Genomic DNA, 19246 nt, shown 5'->3' with positions numbered 1-19246 from the left:
AGGAAAGGGCTACCTGTCACCCCAGGTCCGCCATTAATACCTTCGAGCGGCGCTGATAGTTGTACATCTCTTTCTTGCTTTCCGGCAGTGAATCAATATCCACCGGCGTGAAGCCGCGTTCCTGGAACCAGTGAATGCTGCGGGTGGTGAGCACGAACAGCTTGCTCAGACCCATCTGGCGCGCCTGTGCCGCTACGCGTTCAAGCAGCAGTTCGCCCCGGGAGGAGCTACGGTAATCCGGGTGCACCGCAACGCACGCCATTTCTCCAATCTGCTCTTCCGGGAACGGATAAAGCGCCGCACAGGCAATGGTCAGGTTATCGCGCTGGATGATGGTGAACTTGTCGATCTCCATCTCCAGCTGCTCGCGGGAGCGGCGAACCAGAATGCCCTGCTGCTCCAGCGGCCGGATCAGCTCCAGAATGCCGCCGATGTCGTTGATGGTGGCGCGGCGGATCTGCTCGGCGCTCTCCATCACAATCTGCGTACCAATACCGTCCCGGGAGAACAGCTCCTGCAACAGCGCGCCGTCTTCCTGATAGCTGATCAGGTGGCTGCGGCGCACGCCGCTGCGGCACGCTTTGACGGCACCGCGCAGAAAACGCACCGTACCGGAATAGTAATCGCCTTGTGCTTCCAGCGCTTCGACGCGTGCCTGAGCTTCATTCGGAAAAAGTTCTGGCACAATTACGCCCTCATCATTCACGACGCCCTGTGAAGAGCAAAACCCAATCATTTTCTCGGCTTTCAGCTTGATGGCCAGCTGGGTGGCAATCTCTTCCGAGGTCAGATTAAAACTTTCACCCGTTACGGAGACGGCAACAGGGCCCATCAGAACGATCGCGCCATTGTCTAACTGACGGTGAATGGCTTCTTCATCAATACGGCGGATGCGACCGCTGTGGCAGTAGTCCACGCCATCGTCCACGCCGAGCGGCTGAGCAATGATAAAATTGCCGCTCACCACGTTGATATGCGCGCCCTGCAACGGCGTATTATTCAGGCTCATCGACAGGCGGGCGGTAATATCGAGCTGCAACAGGCCCGCCGCCTGTTTGACCAGTTCGAGGGTTTTCGCATCCGTCACGCGGGTATGTTTGTGGTAAATCGGCTCATGGTGATGCGCGGCGAGATTGGCTTCGATTTGCGGACGTGCGCCATACACCACCACCAGACGGATGCCGAGGCTGTGCAGCAGGCCAATATCATTGACGATGCTGGAAAAGTTTTCATGCTCAATGGCTTCGCCGCCAAGCATGATGACAAACGTTTTGCCCCGATGGGTGTTGATATAGGGAACAGAATGGCGGAATCCCTGGACCAGTTCGGTTCTGCGTTCCTTAACCATGACACAACCCTTAATGAATGTTTATTCGTAATTTCTGTATTTTTATTCGATTGTGGCCGTCCGTGCAAGCCTAAATTTTCTGCGACCCACAGAAAATGATAAGTAATCCGTGCGTTAGCGTATGATTGTTTACCCTTTTATAGATGACAGTTTATGCGTCATTCGTTAAAGTTTTCGGTCAATTCAGACGTTTTATTCATTAATCAGTTTTATTGCTCGGGAGAAGCATGTCGGGATCCAATTCAGCAATAAGCCGCCGCCGCCTGTTAAAAGGGGCCGGGGCGATGTGGTTGCTTAGCGTCAGCCAGGTGGGTCTTGCCGCCACAAGCCAGGTAGTCGCGGTGCGCGTCTGGCCGTCGTCGACCTATACGCGCGTGACGGTTGAGTCCAACCGCGTGCTGAAATATAAGCAATTCGCCCTCAGCAATCCTGAACGTGTGGTGGTTGATCTCGAAGGTGTGAACCTCAACTCCGTGCTGAAAGGCATGGCGGCTCAGATCCGCGGCGACGATCCGTTTATCAAATCGGCGCGCGTCGGACAGTTCGATCCGCAAACCGTGCGCATGGTGTTTGAGCTGAAGCAGAACGTGAAGCCGCAGCTCTTTGCCCTTGCACCTGTTGCCGCCTTTAAAGAGCGTCTGGTGATGGATCTCTATCCGGCGAATGCCACGGATATTCAGGATCCGCTCCTGGCACTCCTTGAGGATTACAACAAAGGCGATCTCGACCGGCAGGTTCCACCAGCGCAAAGCGGGCCGAAGCCGGGCAGGGCGGGGCGCGACCGACCGATTGTGATCATGCTCGATCCTGGCCACGGTGGGGAAGATTCCGGCGCCGTCGGGAAGTATCGCACCCGCGAAAAAGATGTGGTGCTGCAAATTGCCCGTCGTCTGAAGGCGTTAATTGACAAAGAGGGCAATATGCGCGCCTACATGACGCGCAACGAAGATGTCTTTATCCCGCTGAAGGTCCGCGTGGCGAAAGCGCAGAAGCAGCGCGCGGATCTGTTTGTCTCTATTCACGCGGATGCCTTCACCAGCCGCCAGCCGAGCGGCTCGTCGGTATTTGCCCTGTCAACAAAAGGGGCGACCAGTACCGCCGCGAGATACCTGGCGGATACGCAGAACGCCTCGGATTTAATCGGTGGGGTGAGCAAAAGCGGCGATCGTTACGTCGACCATACGATGTTCGATATGGTGCAGTCGCTGACCATTACCGACAGCCTGAAGTTTGGTAAAGCGGTGCTGGGCAAGCTGGGCCGGGTCAACAAGCTGCACAAAAACAGCGTCGAGCAGGCCGGATTTGCGGTACTGAAAGCGCCGGATATTCCGTCCATTCTGGTCGAAACCGCGTTTATCAGTAACGTGGAAGAGGAACGCAAGCTCAAGACGGCTAAATTCCAGCAGGAAGTGGCGGAGTCGATTCTGGCGGGTATCCGGGCCTATTTCTCAGACGGAGAAACGCTGGCGCGGCGAGGGTAGGGCATCAGGCCGGGTATCTTGCCCGGCATTTTCACAAACGGCAGATACAAAAAAACACCCTTAAGGGTGTTTATTGTTTTAGAAGTGTTGGTTGCGGGGGCCGGATTTGAACCGACGACCTTCGGGTTATGAGCCCGACGAGCTACCAGGCTGCTCCACCCCGCGTCCGTCTTTCTACACTTGTAGAAACTTACTTCTTCAAATTTGATTGGTTGCGGGGGCCGGATTTGAACCGACGACCTTCGGGTTATGAGCCCGACGAGCTACCAGGCTGCTCCACCCCGCGTCCGTCTTTTTGCTTCGTATTTCAAACCACATCTGCGTTGACTTTCCTCGTTCACCTCAGTCACTTACTGGAGTAAGTTCCTAAGGATTCACTGCGTCGTCGCCTTGCTGTGATTCGAACTACTTCGCAAAAACTTCTACAGTCGTAGAAGATACTTCATCAAATTTTAATTGGTTGCGGGGGCCGGATTTGAACCGACGACCTTCGGGTTATGAGCCCGACGAGCTACCAGGCTGCTCCACCCCGCGTCCGTGGAAGCGCACTATACTCGGATAGGTTTGTGATGCAACCCCTTTTTCGCATAATTCATTATTTTGTATGCAAAATGAACGGGAATAGCCACTTTGGACTATTTTTTGTCCAGAATTTGCCAAAGGGAAGGCGATTGCATTTCATTCATACGGTGGGTTTGTTATCTTCATCACGCGGAAATGGGCAACTAAAAGACGAGATATAATGAAAGGACGTTGGGCGAAGTATCTGATGACAGGCGCAATGGTAGCGATTCTTGCGGCCTGCTCTTCCAAACCGACCGATCGCGGTCAACAGTATAAAGACGGGAAGTTATCCCAGCCTTTCTCTTTAGTTAACCAGCCCGATGCCGTGGGTGCTCCAATCAATGCCGGGGATTTCTCCGAGCAGGTGTACCAGATCCGCAAAGCGTCGCCGCGCCTGTATGGCGCACAGAACAACGTTTATAGTGCCGTGCAGGACTGGCTGAAGGCGGGCGGTGATACGCGCAATATGCGCCAGTTTGGTATTGATGCCTGGCAGATGGAAGGGGCGGATAACTACGGTAACGTCCAGTTTACCGGCTACTACACGCCAGTTGTCCAGGCGCGACACACGCGTCAGGGCGAATTCCAGTATCCGATTTACCGTATGCCGCCAAAACGCGGTCGTCTGCCGTCTCGCGCCGAGATCTACGCCGGCGCGCTTAGCGAAAATTACGTGCTGGCCTACAGCAACTCGCTGATGGATAACTTCATCATGGACGTGCAGGGCAGCGGTTATATTGATTTTGGCGACGGTTCGCCGCTGAACTTCTTTAGCTACGCCGGGAAAAACGGCCATGCCTACCGCAGCATCGGTAAGGTGCTTATCGACCGTGGTGAAGTAAAACGAGAAGACATGTCGATGCAGGCGATCCGCGAGTGGGGCGAAAAGCACAGCGAAGCGGAAGTGCGTGAACTGCTTGAGCAGAACCCATCGTTTGTTTTCTTCAAGCCGCAAAACTTTGCGCCGGTGAAAGGGGCGAGCGCCGTACCGCTGATTGGCCGCGCCTCGGTGGCCTCGGATCGTTCGATTATCCCGGCGGGCACCACGCTGCTGGCGGAAGTGCCTCTCCTCGACAATAACGGCAAGTTCAACGGCAAGTATGAGCTGCGCCTGATGGTGGCGCTGGACGTGGGCGGGGCGATCAAAGGCCAGCACTTCGATATTTACCAGGGCATCGGCCCGGATGCCGGGCACCGTGCAGGCTGGTATAACCACTACGGACGCGTGTGGGTGCTGAAGACTGCGCCGGGTACCGGAAACGTATTCAGCGGCTGATTGTGGTATTCTGAGCGCAAGACGGATTACGGTTCAGGGTGAGGAATACCTCACCCTTTTTACATCTGAGGTTTTATGTCTGTGGTAATCAGCGATGCCTGGCGCCAGCGTTTCGGCGGCACGGCACGGTTATATGGTGAAAAAGCCCTGCAACTGTTCGCGGATGCGCATGTCTGCGTGGTGGGCATTGGGGGGGTGGGTTCGTGGGCGGCAGAAGCGCTGGCCAGAACCGGCATTGGCGCAATTACGTTGATTGATATGGATGACGTCTGCGTCACCAACACTAACCGTCAGATCCACGCCCTGCGTGATAACGTCGGTCTGGCGAAGTCTGAGGTGATGGCGGAGCGTATTCGTCTGATCAACCCGGAGTGCCGCGTAACGGTGATTGACGACTTTGTGACGGCAGATAACGTCGCGGAGTACATGAGCAAAGGCTACAGCTACGTCATTGACGCCATCGACAGCGTGCGCCCGAAAGCGGCGCTGATCGCCTACTGCCGTCGCTATAAGGTGCCGCTGGTGACCACCGGCGGGGCGGGCGGACAAATCGATCCGACTCAGATCCAGGTGGCGGATCTGGCGAAAACCATTCAGGATCCGCTGGCCGCTAAGCTGCGCGAGCGCCTAAAAAGCGACTTCAACGTGGTGAAGAACAGCAAAGGCAAGCTGGGCGTGGACTGCGTATTCTCCACCGAAGCGCTGGTTTATCCGCAGGCGGATGGTTCGGTCTGTGCGATGAAAAGCACGGCGGAAGGGCCAAAGCGGATGGACTGCGCCTCTGGGTTTGGTGCGGCCACCATGGTGACCGCCTCCTTCGGCTTTGTGGCGGTCTCTCACGCCCTGAAGAAAATGATGGCGAAGGCAGAACGTCAGGCCTGAGCCTGACGTGCGGCAGCCAGCACCGCGTCGTTGAGCGCGATCAACCCCTGACCGCGCGAGGCGCTAAGCTGCGCGCGAAGTCCCAGCTCATCAAACAGCGCCAGCGGAGAATGCGCCAGCAGATCTGCGGCGCGTTTCCCTTCGACGGCGGTCAGCAGCACCGCCAGCAGGCCGCGAACGATGCGTCCCTCGCTGTCGCCGAAGAAATGCAGCTTCTCACCGGATACGCTAAACCCAAGCCAGACGCGGTTCTCGCAGCCAGCGATCTCCTTCGCCTGTGACTTCAGATCGTCTGACAGGGTGGGCAGCTGTTTACCCAGCAGGATCAGCTGACGGTATTTATCCTCCCACTGCGTGAGCGGGGCGAAGGTCTGTTTCAACGTCTCTTCAGTGATAACGGTGCCGAACGGGTGCCCGGCTAAGGCTGAATGTGTCATTAATCCACCAGTAATTCCAGGGCGCGGTCGACGGCGGAAACCAGCGCGTAGACGTCGCTTTTTGTGTTGTACGGTGCAAACGAGGCGCGCAGGGTGCCGCTCACGCCCATGGCTGCCAGCAGCGGCTGGGCGCAGTGCTGTCCGGCACGCAGCGCAATGCCGTACCCGGCAAGCAGCGTCACCATGTCGCTATGGTGTACGCCCGCGAAGTCAAAGGCGAGCAGGCTGGAGTCCTGTACGCGGAACGAGCGAAACCCCGGGCGTTTTTTAAGCTCTTCTTCCGCCAGCGTCGCCAGGCCCCGGCTCCAGCTTTCAGCCTGAACCACGTCCGTTTCTGTGAGCCATTCGAGCGCCGCGCTCAGGCCGATAACCCCGGCCACGTTCGGCGTACCGGCTTCCAGGCGGTAAGGTACATCCTGAGTTTTAAAGCCGTCGAAGGTCACTTCGGTAATCATCTTGCCGCCGCCGAGCCACGGCGTCATCCGGGCCAGCAGTTCAGGTTTGCCGTACAGCGCGCCGATACCGGTTGGCCCGTACAGCTTGTGCCCGGAGAACGCATAGAAATCGATATCCAGCGCCTGAACGTCAGCCGGGAAATGCACCACTCCCTGCGCGCCGTCGACCATCACCACCACGCCGCTGGCATGGGCAATTTTAATGGCGCGCGCCAGATCCGGGCAGCCGCCGGTGACGTTGGACATCTGCCCCAGCGCCAGAATACGGCTTCGCGGCGTTATCAGCTCCGGCAGACGCGCCACGTCCGGCAGAAGGTCTGCACCCAGCGGGAGCTTTACAACGCGCGCCCCGGTTTGTTCAGCCACCATCAGCCACGGCACCAGGTTGGCGTGGTGCTCTGCCTCGCTGACGATGATTTCATCTCCGGCCTGCAACAACGGACGCGCGTAGCATTGCGCCACCATGTTAATGGCCTCGGTGGTACCGCGCGTCCAGACGATGCTCTTACCGCTGTCGGCATTGATCAGGCGCGCGACCTGATCCCGTGCGGCTTCGTATTGCGCCGTCAGGCGCTGCGCTTCGGCATACTGGCTGCGGTGCACGTTCCCGGCGCTCAGGCTGTAAAACTGGTGGGTTGCCTCAATCACCGCCTGCGGCTTAAGGGCCGTGGCGGCGCTATCAAGATAAATACCGGCATCGGCCAGCGCGGGAAACTGTGCGCGAAACTGCGCAGGACTGAAAGCATTCATGGAATTCCTCATATCGATTCTTCGATCGTCGCGCAAATTTATCAACAGGGCAAGGAAGTTGATATCTATCAGATTTGTCTGCTTATCCTGGCGAGTCTGAAAAAGCAGGTTATGCTAAATAGTGTTAGGCGGATGTTTTAGCCTGTTATAAATCGAGGTTTGAATAGCATTAATTGCTAAAGGAGATAATCATGAAAAAGACAGCTGCAATCATTTCTGCCTGTGCGTTGACCTTTGCCCTGAGCGCCTGTTCTGGTAATAACTATGTCATGCATACCAACGATGGTCGATCTATCGTCTCTGAAGGGAAACCGACAACCGATAATGATACCGGGATGATTTCATACAAAGATGCTAACGGGAACAAACAGCAGATCAACCGCAGTGACGTGAAAGAGATGAAAGAAATCGAGCATTAATAGCGAGATAAGCGAAAAAAAAGCACCGCAAGTTGGCGGTGCTACATTAATCACTATGGACAGACAGGGTAAATGTACAGGAAGTGAAAAATTGGTAGCGTTGCTACCGTGGTCTGAATCGCAGACCAATTGCAAACACAACAACACAACATCACAACCGTAAGCCAAAAGCCCTTCAGAACACGCATTCCAAAAAAACTTTTCGTTCCGGCTCAGGAAGTGCCGCCACTATAGGTATTTGCTGGTAGTTCCTCAACGGACAAATTATAATGGCTCAGATAAAAAAAACTAATAGGTTAAACGTTGTTTCCTATATGTTAAATCTCGTTAACATCTAAGCCAGATAACCATGTCCAAGCGATTGCCACCCCTTAATGCATTACGTGTTTTTGATGCAGCAGCACGCCACCTCAGCTTCACCCGCGCAGCCGATGAGCTTTTTGTGACACAGGCCGCAGTAAGTCATCAAATCAAGTCTCTGGAGGATTTTCTGGGGCTTAAGCTGTTCCGTCGCCGCAACCGTTCCTTGCTGTTGACCGAAGAGGGGCAGAGCTATTTTCAGGATATTAAAGAGATTTTTTCCCAGCTGACGGAAGCCACCCGCAAGCTTCAGGCCCGAAGCGCAAAAGGTGCCCTGACGGTCAGTTTATTGCCCAGTTTTGCCATTCAATGGCTGGTGCCTCGACTCTCAAGCTTTAACTCAACTTATCCGGGAATCGATGTCCGAATCCAGGCCGTTGACCGTCAGGAAGACAAGCTGGCAGATGATGTGGACGTGGCGATTTTTTACGGTCGCGGCAACTGGCCGGGCTTGCGTGTAGAGAAATTATACGCAGAATATCTGCTGCCGGTCTGTTCGCCGCTGCTGCTGACGGGGGACAAGGCGCTCAAAACGCCCGCCGATCTGGCGAAACATACGCTTTTGCACGATGCGTCGCGTCGCGACTGGCAAACTTATACCCGTCAGTTAGGTCTTAATCATATAAACGTGCAGCAGGGGCCTATTTTTAGCCACAGCGCGATGGTGCTACAGGCTGCCATTCACGGGCAGGGCGTGGCGTTGGCAAACAACGTGATGGCGCAGTCCGAAATTGAGGCAGGCCGTCTGGTTTGCCCGTTTAACGATGTTCTGGTCAGCAAGAATGCATTTTATCTGGTTTGTCATGACAGTCAGGCAGAACTGGGTAAAATAGCCGCTTTCCGGCAGTGGATACTGGCGAAAGCGGCAAGCGAGCAAGAAAAATTCCGCTTCAGGTATGAACAATAACGTTTGTGTGCCGGGCACGCATTAATTCAGGACTTAAACATGACCAGCCGATTCATGCTGATTTTCGCCGCAGTAAGTGGCTTTATTTTTGTAGCTCTGGGCGCGTTTGGCGCGCATGTGTTAAGCAAATCTCTGGGCGTTGTGGAGATGGGCTGGATCCAGACCGGCCTTGAATATCAGGCGTTCCACACGCTGGCAATATTTGGGCTGGCGGTGGCGATGCAACGCCGCATCAGCATCTGGTTCTACTGGAGCAGCGTCTTTCTGGCGCTGGGTACCGTACTGTTCAGCGGCAGCCTCTACTGCCTGGCGCTGTCGCATTTACGCCTGTGGGCGTTTGTTACACCTGTCGGCGGCGTCAGCTTCCTGGCGGGGTGGGTATTAATGTTTATCGGAGCTATCCGTCTGAAACGCAAGGGCGTTGTTCATGAATAAGGTTGTTTTATATTGTCGCCCGGGGTTTGAGAAAGAGTGCGCCGCGGAAATCACCGATAAAGCGGGGAAGCGTGAAGTCTTCGGATTTGCTCGCGTTAAAGAGAACGCGGGCTATGTGGTATTTGAATGCTATCAGCCTGATGATGCCGACAAGCTGGCGCGCGAGCTGCCGTTCAGCTCGCTGATTTTTGCCCGCCAGATGTTTGTCGCGGGCGAACTGCTGAAAGATCTCCCACCGGACGATCGCATCACGCCGATTGTGGGCATGTTACAAGGCGTGGTGGAGAAGGGCGGCGATTTACGCGTGGAAGTGGCCGACACCAACGAAAGCAAAGAGCTTATGAAGTTCTGCCGCAAGTTCACCGTGCCGCTGCGCGCGGCGCTGCGCGATGCGGGTGTGCTGACAAACTACGAAACGCCAAAGCGTCCGGTCGTGCATATCTTCTTTATTGCGCCAGGGTGTTGCTACGCAGGCTACTCGTATACCACCAACAACTCGCCGTTCTTTATGGGGATCCCGCGTCTGCGCTTCCCGGCGGACGCGCCGAGCCGTTCAACCCTGAAGCTGGAAGAGGCGTTCCACGTCTTTATCCCGGCCGACGAGTGGGACGAACGCCTGGCAAACGGCATGTATGCGGTCGATCTCGGGGCGTGCCCTGGCGGCTGGACCTATCAGCTGGTGAAACGCAACATGTGGGTGTCCTCGGTGGATAACGGCCCAATGGCGCAAAGCCTGATGGATACCGGGCAGGTCACCTGGCTGCGCGAGGACGGTTTCCGCTATCGCCCGAACCGCAACAACATCTCCTGGATGGTGTGCGACATGGTAGAAAAACCGGCGAAAGTCGCGGCGCTGATGGCCTCCTGGCTGGTAAACGGCTGGTGTCGTGAGACGATTTTCAACCTAAAGCTGCCGATGAAAAAGCGCTACGAAGAGGTGTCGCAGAACCTGGCCTATATTCAGCAGCAGCTGGACGAACATGGCATTAACGCGGAAATCCAGGCACGACAGCTGTATCACGATCGTGAAGAAGTGACGGTGCACATTCGTCGCTGGTGGGCGGCCGTAGGCGGGCGTCGCGACGAGCGATAACGTCTGTAATGCCCGGTGGCGCTACGCTTACCGGGCCTACAAAACCGTGAATCGTTTTAACGCTCTAACCTTAACTGCTGTAAATTCCCGTCCAGCTGTAAATCCGTCTGTAGCGTCGCCACCTCGCGGCAGATAAACGCCATCTCTTTGTGTGCCTCCAGCTTCTTGCGCCACTTTTCCGGCACCTCATCCAGCCGGGCGTAAATGCCTTCCAGGTTTTGAAACTCCGTCAGCAGCTGTGCGGCACTTTTTGGTCCAATGCCGGCGACGCCCGGTACTTTGGAGCTGCTAATTCCCGCCAGCCCCCAGTAGTCAGGCAGCTGTTCCGGCGAGACGCCAAACTCCCCGGCAATAAAGGGTGCGTCCAGCCAGCGTTTCTGGAAATAGTCGCGGATGCGGATCGTGGGAGAGAGCAGCTGGCAGTAGCCTTTGTCGGTTGAAACGATGGTCGCCTGATGCCCGGCACTCGCGACTTTCACCGCCAGCGTTGCGGCCAGATCGTCAGCCTCGTTGCCATGCGCGCCCCAGCAGGGAACGCCGCGCTGTTCAAAGGCGGCGCGAATAACGGGCATTTCGGCGTGCAGATCGTCCGGCATCGGCGCGCGTCCGGCCTTGTAGTCAGGGAGACGCTGATGTCGCCAGCCGCTGTTGCGCGCTTCGTCGTCAAACACGGCCACGACGTGCGTCGGCTCGCTGTGGCGAATAAGCTGCTCCAGCGCGTGCAGGCAGGTGTCCTTGCAGGGTGTGCCCTGTACCGCATGGATCCGGCGAATCAGGTTGAGCGCGTCGACGATAAGTAAATGAACAGCCACAGATATTCTCCCTTAAAGCTAATGGATAAAGGGTATCACTGTCGGCAGGGGGAAACGAATAGCTTGAGGGAAAACAGGAAGAAGCCTCGCAAAACGAGGCTTCCTGACCGGCTTAATCGCAGGTGACGATCTTCATCGCCAGGCCACCGCGGGAGGTTTCGCGGTATTTGGCGTTCATGTCTTTACCGGTTTCGTACATGGTTTCGATAACCTTATCGAGACAGACGCGCGGTTCGCTGGTGCGGCGCAGCGCCATACGTGCCGCGTTCACCGCCTTCACGGAGGCAATGGCGTTACGCTCGATGCACGGTACCTGTACCTGTCCGCCGACCGGGTCGCAGGTCAGTCCCAGGTTGTGCTCCATGCCGATTTCCGCAGCAATACAGACCTGCGCAGGGCTTGCGCCCAGCAGTTCAGCCAGACCCGCCGCCGCCATAGAACAGGCTACGCCCACTTCACCCTGACAGCCCACTTCCGCACCGGAAATGGAGGCGTTCATCTTGTACAGAGAGCCAATCGCACTGGCAACCAGCATATAGCGCGCCAGTGAGTTTGCGTTCACTTCGCGGATAAACTTGTCGTAATACGCCAGTACCGCCGGAACGATACCGCACGCGCCGTTGGTTGGCGCGGTCACCACGCGGCCACCCGCAGCGTTCTCTTCGTTCACCGCCAGCGCGAACATGTTGATCCAGTCGACGACGGCCATCGGGTCGGTGGTGGTTTTGTCGGTGCTGACCAGCATGCGGCGCAGCGCAGCCGCACGACGCGGAACGCGCAGTTTACCCGGCAGCACGCCTTCGGTGGTGATCCCGCGCTCAATACCGCTGCGCATCACCTCCCAGACGTTAGCGAAGTGCTGTTCCAGCTCCGCTTTGCTGTGCAGGGCCAGCTCGTTTTTCATCATCAGGCCGGAGAGAGAGAGCCCCGTCTCCTGGCAGTGACGCTGTAAATCGGCCGCGTTTTTGTACGGGTACGGCACCTCAACGGCGGAACCGTTGGTTTGACCAAAATGGTCTTCGTCGACGATAAACCCGCCGCCGATGGAGTAATACGTCTGGCTGTAAACCGCTTTATCGCCGACCAGCGCGGTAATGCGCATGCCGTTTTCGTGCAGCGACAGGTTATCCGCATGGAAATTCATGCAATGGTCAACCGGGAATTCAACCTCATGCTCGCCGTTGGCCAGCAGCAAACGACCGTGGGTGTTCACGTCCTGGATAAAGCCAGGAATGGAGTCAATATCAACGGTATCCGGCAGGTTACCCGCCAGGCCCATGATAATGGCGATATCGGTATGGTGGCCTTTACCGGTCAGGGAAAGGGAACCGTATACATCGACAACCACGCGGGTGATGTCGTGCAAAATGCCGCGTGCAATCAAGTCATCCGTGAATTGTTTACCGGCTTTCATTGGTCCGACGGTGTGAGAGCTGGAAGGACCAATACCGATTTTGAAGATATCGAATACGCTAATCATGATGCGTCCATTGCTTCAGTCAGAGGGGAGGAGTGCGCCGTCCGCAGACGGCGCAGGAGGTATTAGCTGAACAGCGAGTAGAAAATAGCGGAGATGGCAATCAGACCCATCACAACAACGAAGACGTTGCTGATATGGCCGCTGTATTTGCGCATCGCAGGCACTTTCTGAATCGCGTACATCGGCATCAGGAACAGGATCATCGCGATAATCGGGCCGCCCAGGGTTTCAATCATGCCCAGAATGCTTGGGTTCAGGGTGGCTACCGCCCAGGTGGTCACCAGCATGAACAGCGCGGTGATTTTGTTCAGACGGTTGATTTCAATGCTCTTGCCCTTACCGCGCAGAGATTTAATCACCATACCGTTGAAGCCTTCACGTGCGCCCAGGTAGTGGCCCAGGAAGGATTTGGTGATGGCGATAATCGCGATAATCGGTGCCATCCACGCAATCAGCGGTGCGTTAAAGTGGTTTGCCAGGTAAGACAGAATAGAGATGTTCTGCTCTTTCGCCGCCGCCAGATCCGCCGGGGAGAGGCTCAGCACGCAGCTGAACACGAAGAACATTACGGTCAGTACCATCATGATGTGCGCGCGAGCCAGGATGCTGGAGCACTTCTTCTCTGCGCCGTCGCCGTACTCTTCACGCTTCGCTACCGCGAAGGAGGAGATGATGGGTGAGTGGTTGAAGGAGAACACCATTACCGGGATTGCCAGCCACAGGGTCAGCAGCAGGCCGTTACCGGTCGCGGATGCGCTGCTCAGAGACAGGGTTTCCAGGGCAGCACCGTTCCACTGAGGGATCAGGTACAGCGCCAGCACCATCAGGGCCGCAACAAACGGGAATACCAGCACGCTCATTGCTTTCACAATCATCTGCTCGCCGAAGCGCACGATGGTCATCATACCGACGATCAGGATCAGGGAGAGGATCGCGCGCGGCGGCGGGGTCATCTGAAGCTGATGCATCATAAAGCTTTCAACGGTGTTGGTGATAGCGACGCTATAAACCAGCAGAATCGGGTAAATCGCGAAGAAGTAGAGCAGGGTAATCAGCTTACCTGCGCCGACGCCGAAGTGTTCTTCAACGACTTCAGTGATGTCTTCGCCCGGGTTTTTACCGGACAGCACGAAGCGGGTCAGGCCGCGGTGTGCAAAGAAGGTCATCGGGAAAGCGATGATTGCCATAATGATCAGCGGGATCAGACCGCCGACGCCCGCGTTGATAGGAAGGAACAGTACACCAGCGCCGATTGCCGTGCCGTAAAGGCCAAGCATCCACATGGTATCCGTTTTGCGCCAACCGCTTCGGGAATCAATCGAAGCAACGGTGCTGGTTTGAGTGGTTTCCATCTGTATCTCCTGGAGGAAGCAAATTGTCAGGTTTTTAGTCAAATCCGATGAAAAAGTGCCTGACGGTAATATGAAATTCGTTCAGTGACGGTTTTTTAATAATTTTTGCCCGTAACTATTGGCGGGCGGAAAGATACATTCTAGTTATGAATCTATCAGTGATCGCGATCCCAAATGCAATAATCCACTTATGATGTGGGCATCTTTAGACCAATTATCTGTTAAAAAAACATCAAAGAGAATTTACGGGCGCGAAGGCTACCATTAACAACATGTTTTAGAAAAGGCTGGCCCGCGAGATAGGTGTCTTTCGCTGTAAAGAAATGGGATTTTAGTATTTTCTGGCGGGTAATTTTGATTAAGGCTGATTATTTACGGTTTCAGAAACCAGGTAATCGTTTGCGTGGGCGTCAGATTTGCTAATAACATTTAAGAGCGCTATGAATTGCATCACTAATAAAAAAGCCGGATGACGATCCGGCTTGAGTGGAAGGAAATGACGCTTTACTTGATGATTTCGTAACACGGAATATAGGCGGAGCCTGGAAGCTTCATGCGGTGCTGGGCGACAAAGCCCTGCAACATGTCATCCATACGGCGCATCATCTCCGGGTCACCGTGGATCTTATACGGCCCGAACTCTTCAATCGCGCGGATCCCCACCTCTTTCACGTTCCCCGCCACAATGCCGGAGAAGGCGCGACGCAGGTCGGCAGCCAGCACTTCCACCGGCTGATCCGGATAGAGTTTCAGGTTCGCCATGTTCTCATGCGACGGCTCGAAGGGGATCTGGAGATCCGGTGCGATACGAATGGACCAGTTAAAGCTGTAGGCATCCCCGGTATCACGACGGCTCTCTTTCACCAGCGGCATCGCTTTTTTCATCTGGCGGGCCACTTCTGCGGCATCGTCAATGATGATGCGGTAGTGACGGCGCGCGTCTTCACCCAGCGTATGCACGATAAACTCGTCCAGCACGCGGAAGTAGTCGGCGCTCTCTTTCGGGCCGGTCAGGATCAGCGGCAGAACCTGGTCTTTGTTGGCCGGGTTCATCAGGATCCCCAGCAGATAAAGCAGCTCTTCCGCCGTGCCTACGCCGCCCGGGAAGATGATGATGCCGTGCGCGATACGGACAAACGCCTCAAGACGCTTTTCGATATCCGGCATAATAATCAGTTCGTTAACCAGCGGGTTAGGCGGCTCAGCGGCGATGATCGACGGCTCGGTCATGCCGATAAAGCGACCATCTTTATAGCGTTGCTGCGCGTGTCCTACTGCCGCGCCTTTCATCGGCGCTTCCATCGCGCCAGGACCGCAGCCGGTACAGATGTTCAGCTCGCGCAGGCCGAGCTGAGTCCCTACGCGGCGGGCGTACAGGTATTCGGTTTCGTTAATGGAGTGACCGCCCCAGCAGACGACCATGTTCGGCGCCTCGCCCACGTGCAGGGCACGGGCGTTACGCAGAATGGAAAAGACCAGGTTGGTGATATGAACGGAGCTTTCCAGATCAAGATGCTGGAAACGACCGGCGTTGCTGATCTGTCCGTTAACAAACAGAATATCGCGCAGCACGGCAAACAGGTTGGCCTGAAGTGAGCGAATAATACGCCCGTCGACAAAAGCGTCCTCCGGCGGGTTGATCACTTCCAGCTTCACGCCGCGCTCGCGGCGCAGCACGTTGATATCAAAACTTTCGAAGCGGGACAGCAGCTCTTTACTGTTGTCGGTCAGGCTTCCGGAGTTCAGTACGGCAAGTGAACAGTTACGAAACAGTTGATAAAGGTCGCTACTGGCGGTGCGTTTAAGCATGTCCACTTCCAGCTGCGACAACATATCCATAGAGCCAAGCGGGCTAATATGTGTAATCAAGTGAGCTCCTTATGGGACGATTATCGTCTTTCCCTGTTGATTACAATAGCCCTGGCTTATGACGTTTCACAACACTTCGGGCGGAATACCGCCCGCATATTGTGAAAATATTTATCTTACTGGCGTACCAGCCGTCCGGTGGCAGGCACAAAATCGGTATTGGTGCGCCACGGGTTGATATCCAGACCCCCACGACGGGTATAGCGGGCATAAACGCTCAGCTTTTCAGGCTGGCAGAAACGCTGGATGTCATTGAAGATGCGTTCCACGCACTGCTCGTGGAATTCGTTGTGGTGGCGGAACGACACCAGGTAACGCAGCAGCTTTTCCCGGTCAATTTTCGGGCCGCGATACTGAATCTGAACGGAGCCCCAGTCCGGCTGGTGGGTAATGAGGCAGTTGGATTTGAGAAGGTGGCTGACCAGCGTCTCGTCCACACGCTTTCCGCTCGCCGCGTTTTCGAGGTAGTCGGCGCTAAATTCGTAGCTCTCTATCTCAATATCCTGGTCGTCGATGCAGGTGCCGTGGAAATGGGCAATGGGCTGTCCTTCCAGCTCGTGCAGACGGTATAACGAGACGGATACGTTCCCCTGCGCGCAGGCGGCTAAATCCCGCTCCAGCGTTTGCTGAACCTCGTCCCAGCTGTTGAATCGGGTCTGGTTGAAGCTGTTGAGATAGAGCTTAAAGCTTTTGGACTCGACCAGGTTCACGCTGGCGTAGTCCAGCTCAACGTGGCCCACGGCCACCTGCGGCAGCCCGCGCGCGTTCAGCCAGGAGAGTTCATACAGCGTCCAGATATCGCCGCCAACAAACGGCAGCGCATCGGCGTGAAGGCCAAGCGGATCGCGGTTCAGGCTGCGCGGCACGCCCTGAAGCAGGCTTGCGTCGTAGGTGTCGCGGTAATCGGTCGATTTACCCAGCGTTAAGCCCGTTAACGCCTGATGATTTTCGTAAGACATGTTTCATAGCCACTTTACAGGTACACTTAGGGGCTGAGTTTATCCTGTCTTACAAGAAGAGAGAAATCGGTGGATATCGAAACTGCAAATGCCCTGACGAGCTTCACGACCCGCTATTGCGATGCCTGGCATGAAAAGCGGGGGACGTGGCCGCAAAGCACTGAATTATATGGCGTGCCGTCACCGTGCATTATCGCTTCGCAGGATGATTACGTACTCTGGCAACCGAAACCGTTCGCGGGCGAGCAGAACGTAAATGCGGTTGAACGCGCCATGGACATTGTGGTACAACCTGCGCTTCATGCGTTTTATACCGCGCAGTTTGCCGGGGATATGACGGCATGCTTTGCACGACAGCCGCTGACGCTGCTGCAAACCTGGAGCGAAGACGATCTTCAGCGCGTTCAGGAAAACCTCATTGGTCACCTGGTCACGCAAAAACGCCTTAAGCTCTCTCCGACTCTCTTTATTGCGACGCTCGACAGTGAACTGGACGTCATTTCTGTCTGCAACCTCTCTGGCGAGGTGATTAAAGAGACGCTCGGCACCCGCAATCGCGACGTTCTCGCGCCTTCACTTGCGGATTTCCTCACCCGCCTTGAGCCGCTTCTGTAATCCATGATGCTACTGGGCGTGTGAGAGATCTCTTACACGCTCTGTGAGACATCGCCGAAACAATTAGCATTGTCTTATGGATTTAAGATTAATATTAACTTTTCTTTCAACAGGTTAGCGATTTTCTTAATCGATAACGCCCGTTTCGCCTGGCTTACACTGCACTCAAGGTGGGTTGTAAGACGACGCAGAATAGCGGATTCTATCTCTGTCGACAGGATGCCGACGCAAGAAACGAACATCAGGATGATGGCGTTTCTTATCAGGGACACGTCAGGACGACGCCGCAGGAAGGCTTCAGGATGAAGCAAAGTGGATCACGCAGGATGCGTAAGGGACACCTCCAGGAAGGAGAACGAGAGCCGGTCAGGATGGTCGGTGGGTCAGGATGGCCAGGACGTTTCAGGATGAAACCTACACATCAGGACGATGTGAGCAGGAAGCAAAAGGTAAAGGGATGACCAGGCCTTCGGGCATCAGGAAAAGTTGTCACGGATGAGCAGGGAGCACGTATTGTAGCTGGAATGCTGCGAAACGAACCGGGAGCACTGTTTTTACAGTGCTCCCTTTTTTTATTTCTGTCTTCCGCAATGCTATGCTTCGCGCCATTCCGTTTTTCAGTTGAGGTTACTATGACGCATCACGATAGCGTTCGTGCGCAATTGCACGCCATCGAAGCCCTTATGCGCCAGCATCAGCTGTGGCAGGACAATGCGCCGCAGCCAGAAGCGTTCGCCAGCACCCAACCGTTTTGTCTGGATACGCTGTCCCCGTTTGAATGGCTCCAGTGGGTATTAATTCCGCGCATGCACGCGCTGCTGGAAGGAGGACACGCCTTGCCCCAGGCGTTTGCCGTCTCTCCCTATTACGAAATGGCGCTGGAGGCAACCCACCCCGCGCGCGACGTTATGCTGGTTGAGCTGGAAAAGCTGGATACGCTTTTCGCCGGTGACGATGCATGACGCTTGAGATCCTGTATCAGGATGAGTGGCTGGTGGCGGTGAATAAACCGTCCGGCTGGCTGGTACACAGAAGCTGGCTCGATCGCGATGAGAAAGTGGTGGTGATGCAAACCGTGCGCGATCAAATTGGTCAGCACGTCTTCACTGCCCATCGTCTGGATCGGCCAACCTCTGGCGTTCTGCTGATGGGACTTTCCAGCGAGGCCGGGCGTCTGCTGTCGCAGCAGTTTGAACAGCACCAGATCCAGAAGCGCTACCACGCCATTGTGCGCGGCTGGCTGACGGATTCCGCCACGCTGGATTATCCGCTGGTGGAGGAACTGGATAAAATCGCCGATAAATTTGCCCGCGAGGATAAAGGCCCGCAGCCTGCGGTGACGGAGTATCGCGGTATGGCGACCACAGAACTGCCGGTGGCGACCAGCAAATTTCCTACCACGCGCTACGGGCTGGTTGAGCTTTTGCCCAAAACCGGGCGCAAGCACCAGCTTCGCCGCCACCTTGCGCACCTGCGCCACCCGATTATCGGCGACAGCAAGCACGGCGATCTGCGCCAGAACCGCAGTGCGGCAGAGCATTTTGGCTGTAACCGGCTGATGCTGCACGCCAGCGAGCTGCGCCTGACGCATCCGTTTACCGGCGAACCGCTGACTATTCGTGCGGGGCTGGATGAGGTCTGGATGCAGGCGCTGTCACAGTTTGGCTGGCTGGGACAACTCCCCGAAAATGAAAGGGTTGAGTTTGCCGCAGGCAACGTTCAGGATGAACAGCAAGCGCAATAATGACGGGA

Annotated in this window: 18 protein-coding genes and 3 tRNA genes; 10 read left to right on the top strand and 11 right to left on the bottom strand. The window is 55.7% G+C overall.

Annotated elements, in window-relative coordinates; all coding sequences use genetic code 11:
- Positions 1 to 16 precede the first annotated feature (16 nt).
- Entirely contained in the window at positions 17 to 1348 is a 1332-nt protein-coding gene (gene argA / locus E0L16_RS03380) for an amino-acid N-acetyltransferase (RefSeq protein WP_006811807.1), read from the bottom strand.
- A gap of 227 nt (positions 1349 to 1575) precedes the next feature.
- Between argA and amiC the strand changes: the two genes are divergently transcribed.
- Positions 1576 to 2829, top strand: coding sequence for an N-acetylmuramoyl-L-alanine amidase AmiC (amiC, locus tag E0L16_RS03375; protein WP_064909848.1), 1254 nt, complete (start codon positions 1576 to 1578; stop codon positions 2827 to 2829).
- Positions 2830 to 2917: 88 nt separating this feature from the next.
- On the opposite strand, the gene E0L16_RS03370 is transcribed toward amiC, so the two are convergent.
- The 3 genes from E0L16_RS03370 to E0L16_RS03360 form a co-directional block, all read right to left on the bottom strand.
- A tRNA-Met gene (locus tag E0L16_RS03370) sits at positions 2918 to 2994 on the bottom strand.
- Between the two features lie 44 nt (positions 2995 to 3038).
- Positions 3039 to 3115, bottom strand: a tRNA-Met gene (locus tag E0L16_RS03365).
- 171 nt (positions 3116 to 3286) lie between these two features.
- Positions 3287 to 3363, bottom strand: a tRNA-Met gene (locus E0L16_RS03360).
- 208 nt (positions 3364 to 3571) lie between these two features.
- Between E0L16_RS03360 and mltA the strand changes: the two genes are divergently transcribed.
- The gene (mltA, locus tag E0L16_RS03355; protein ID WP_063451923.1) at positions 3572 to 4669 is read left to right on the top strand and encodes a murein transglycosylase A; all 1098 of its coding nucleotides are present in this window, start codon (positions 3572 to 3574) and stop codon (positions 4667 to 4669) included.
- A gap of 75 nt (positions 4670 to 4744) precedes the next feature.
- Entirely contained in the window at positions 4745 to 5551 is an 807-nt protein-coding gene (tcdA, locus tag E0L16_RS03350) for a tRNA cyclic N6-threonylcarbamoyladenosine(37) synthase TcdA (protein ID WP_006811804.1), read from the top strand.
- Here tcdA and csdE read toward each other — a convergent pair.
- Positions 5542 to 5988 (bottom strand): cysteine desulfurase sulfur acceptor subunit CsdE, encoded by a 447-nt coding sequence (gene csdE, locus E0L16_RS03345; RefSeq protein ID WP_131636321.1) that lies wholly within the window; start codon positions 5986 to 5988, stop codon positions 5542 to 5544. The genes tcdA and csdE overlap by 10 nt on opposite strands.
- On the bottom strand, positions 5988 to 7193 hold the full coding sequence (csdA, locus tag E0L16_RS03340) for a cysteine desulfurase CsdA (RefSeq protein ID WP_131636320.1): 1206 nt from the start codon (positions 7191 to 7193) through the stop codon (positions 5988 to 5990). The genes csdE and csdA overlap by 1 nt, the downstream gene beginning before the upstream one ends.
- A gap of 191 nt (positions 7194 to 7384) precedes the next feature.
- Here csdA and E0L16_RS03335 point away from each other — a divergent pair, with 191 nt between their 5' ends.
- The 4 genes from E0L16_RS03335 to rlmM all read left to right on the top strand — a co-directional run bounded on the left by E0L16_RS03335 (position 7385) and on the right by rlmM (position 10407).
- Complete coding sequence (locus E0L16_RS03335) at positions 7385 to 7612, top strand: YgdI/YgdR family lipoprotein (protein ID WP_015571738.1); 228 nt, start codon at positions 7385 to 7387, stop codon at positions 7610 to 7612.
- Between the two features lie 349 nt (positions 7613 to 7961).
- A complete protein-coding gene (gene gcvA / locus E0L16_RS03330) occupies positions 7962 to 8879 on the top strand; it encodes a glycine cleavage system transcriptional regulator GcvA (RefSeq protein ID WP_063869307.1) in 918 nt (305 codons plus the stop codon).
- A 39-nt stretch (positions 8880 to 8918) separates the two neighbouring features.
- Positions 8919 to 9314: a DUF423 domain-containing protein gene (locus E0L16_RS03325; RefSeq protein WP_003862756.1), complete on the top strand. Its 396-nt coding sequence runs from the start codon at positions 8919 to 8921 to the stop codon at positions 9312 to 9314.
- A complete protein-coding gene (rlmM, locus tag E0L16_RS03320; RefSeq protein WP_063451919.1) occupies positions 9307 to 10407 on the top strand; it encodes a 23S rRNA (cytidine(2498)-2'-O)-methyltransferase RlmM in 1101 nt (366 codons plus the stop codon). Before E0L16_RS03325 ends, rlmM begins: the two co-directional genes overlap by 8 nt.
- A gap of 56 nt (positions 10408 to 10463) precedes the next feature.
- Here rlmM and xni read toward each other — a convergent pair whose 3' ends face one another.
- The 5 genes from xni to queF all read right to left on the bottom strand — a co-directional run bounded on the left by xni (position 10464) and on the right by queF (position 16879).
- Positions 10464 to 11219, bottom strand: coding sequence for a flap endonuclease Xni (xni, locus tag E0L16_RS03315; protein ID WP_107533636.1), 756 nt, complete (start codon positions 11217 to 11219; stop codon positions 10464 to 10466).
- Positions 11220 to 11331: 112 nt separating this feature from the next.
- A complete protein-coding gene (locus tag E0L16_RS03310; RefSeq protein WP_131636319.1) occupies positions 11332 to 12699 on the bottom strand; it encodes an L-serine ammonia-lyase in 1368 nt (455 codons plus the stop codon).
- A gap of 62 nt (positions 12700 to 12761) precedes the next feature.
- Positions 12762 to 14051 carry an HAAAP family serine/threonine permease SdaC gene (gene sdaC, locus E0L16_RS03305; RefSeq protein ID WP_063869315.1) on the bottom strand — a complete coding sequence of 430 codons (1290 nt, stop codon included), beginning with the start codon at positions 14049 to 14051 and terminating at the stop codon, positions 12762 to 12764.
- A 504-nt stretch (positions 14052 to 14555) separates the two neighbouring features.
- Positions 14556 to 15920 carry a nucleotide 5'-monophosphate nucleosidase PpnN gene (gene ppnN, locus E0L16_RS03300; RefSeq protein WP_131636318.1) on the bottom strand — a complete coding sequence of 455 codons (1365 nt, stop codon included), beginning with the start codon at positions 15918 to 15920 and terminating at the stop codon, positions 14556 to 14558.
- A gap of 116 nt (positions 15921 to 16036) precedes the next feature.
- A complete protein-coding gene (queF, locus tag E0L16_RS03295; protein WP_107533633.1) occupies positions 16037 to 16879 on the bottom strand; it encodes an NADPH-dependent 7-cyano-7-deazaguanine reductase QueF in 843 nt (280 codons plus the stop codon).
- Positions 16880 to 16948: 69 nt separating this feature from the next.
- Between queF and syd the strand changes: the two genes are divergently transcribed.
- The 3 genes from syd (at position 16949) to truC (ending at position 19238) form a co-directional block, all read left to right on the top strand.
- Positions 16949 to 17494: a SecY-interacting protein gene (gene syd / locus E0L16_RS03290; RefSeq protein WP_131636317.1), complete on the top strand. Its 546-nt coding sequence runs from the start codon at positions 16949 to 16951 to the stop codon at positions 17492 to 17494.
- Between the two features lie 632 nt (positions 17495 to 18126).
- Positions 18127 to 18456 carry a YqcC family protein gene (locus tag E0L16_RS03285; RefSeq protein WP_063869323.1) on the top strand — a complete coding sequence of 110 codons (330 nt, stop codon included), beginning with the start codon at positions 18127 to 18129 and terminating at the stop codon, positions 18454 to 18456.
- Entirely contained in the window at positions 18453 to 19238 is a 786-nt protein-coding gene (gene truC, locus E0L16_RS03280) for a tRNA pseudouridine(65) synthase TruC (protein ID WP_107533630.1), read from the top strand. Before E0L16_RS03285 ends, truC begins: the two co-directional genes overlap by 4 nt.
- The last annotated feature ends 8 nt before the right edge of the window (positions 19239 to 19246 follow it).

The organism is Enterobacter quasihormaechei (genome assembly GCF_004331385.1).
Classification (GTDB): Bacteria; Pseudomonadota; Gammaproteobacteria; order Enterobacterales; family Enterobacteriaceae; genus Enterobacter; species Enterobacter quasihormaechei.
This window is presented reverse-complemented; position numbering and strand designations above follow the sequence as displayed.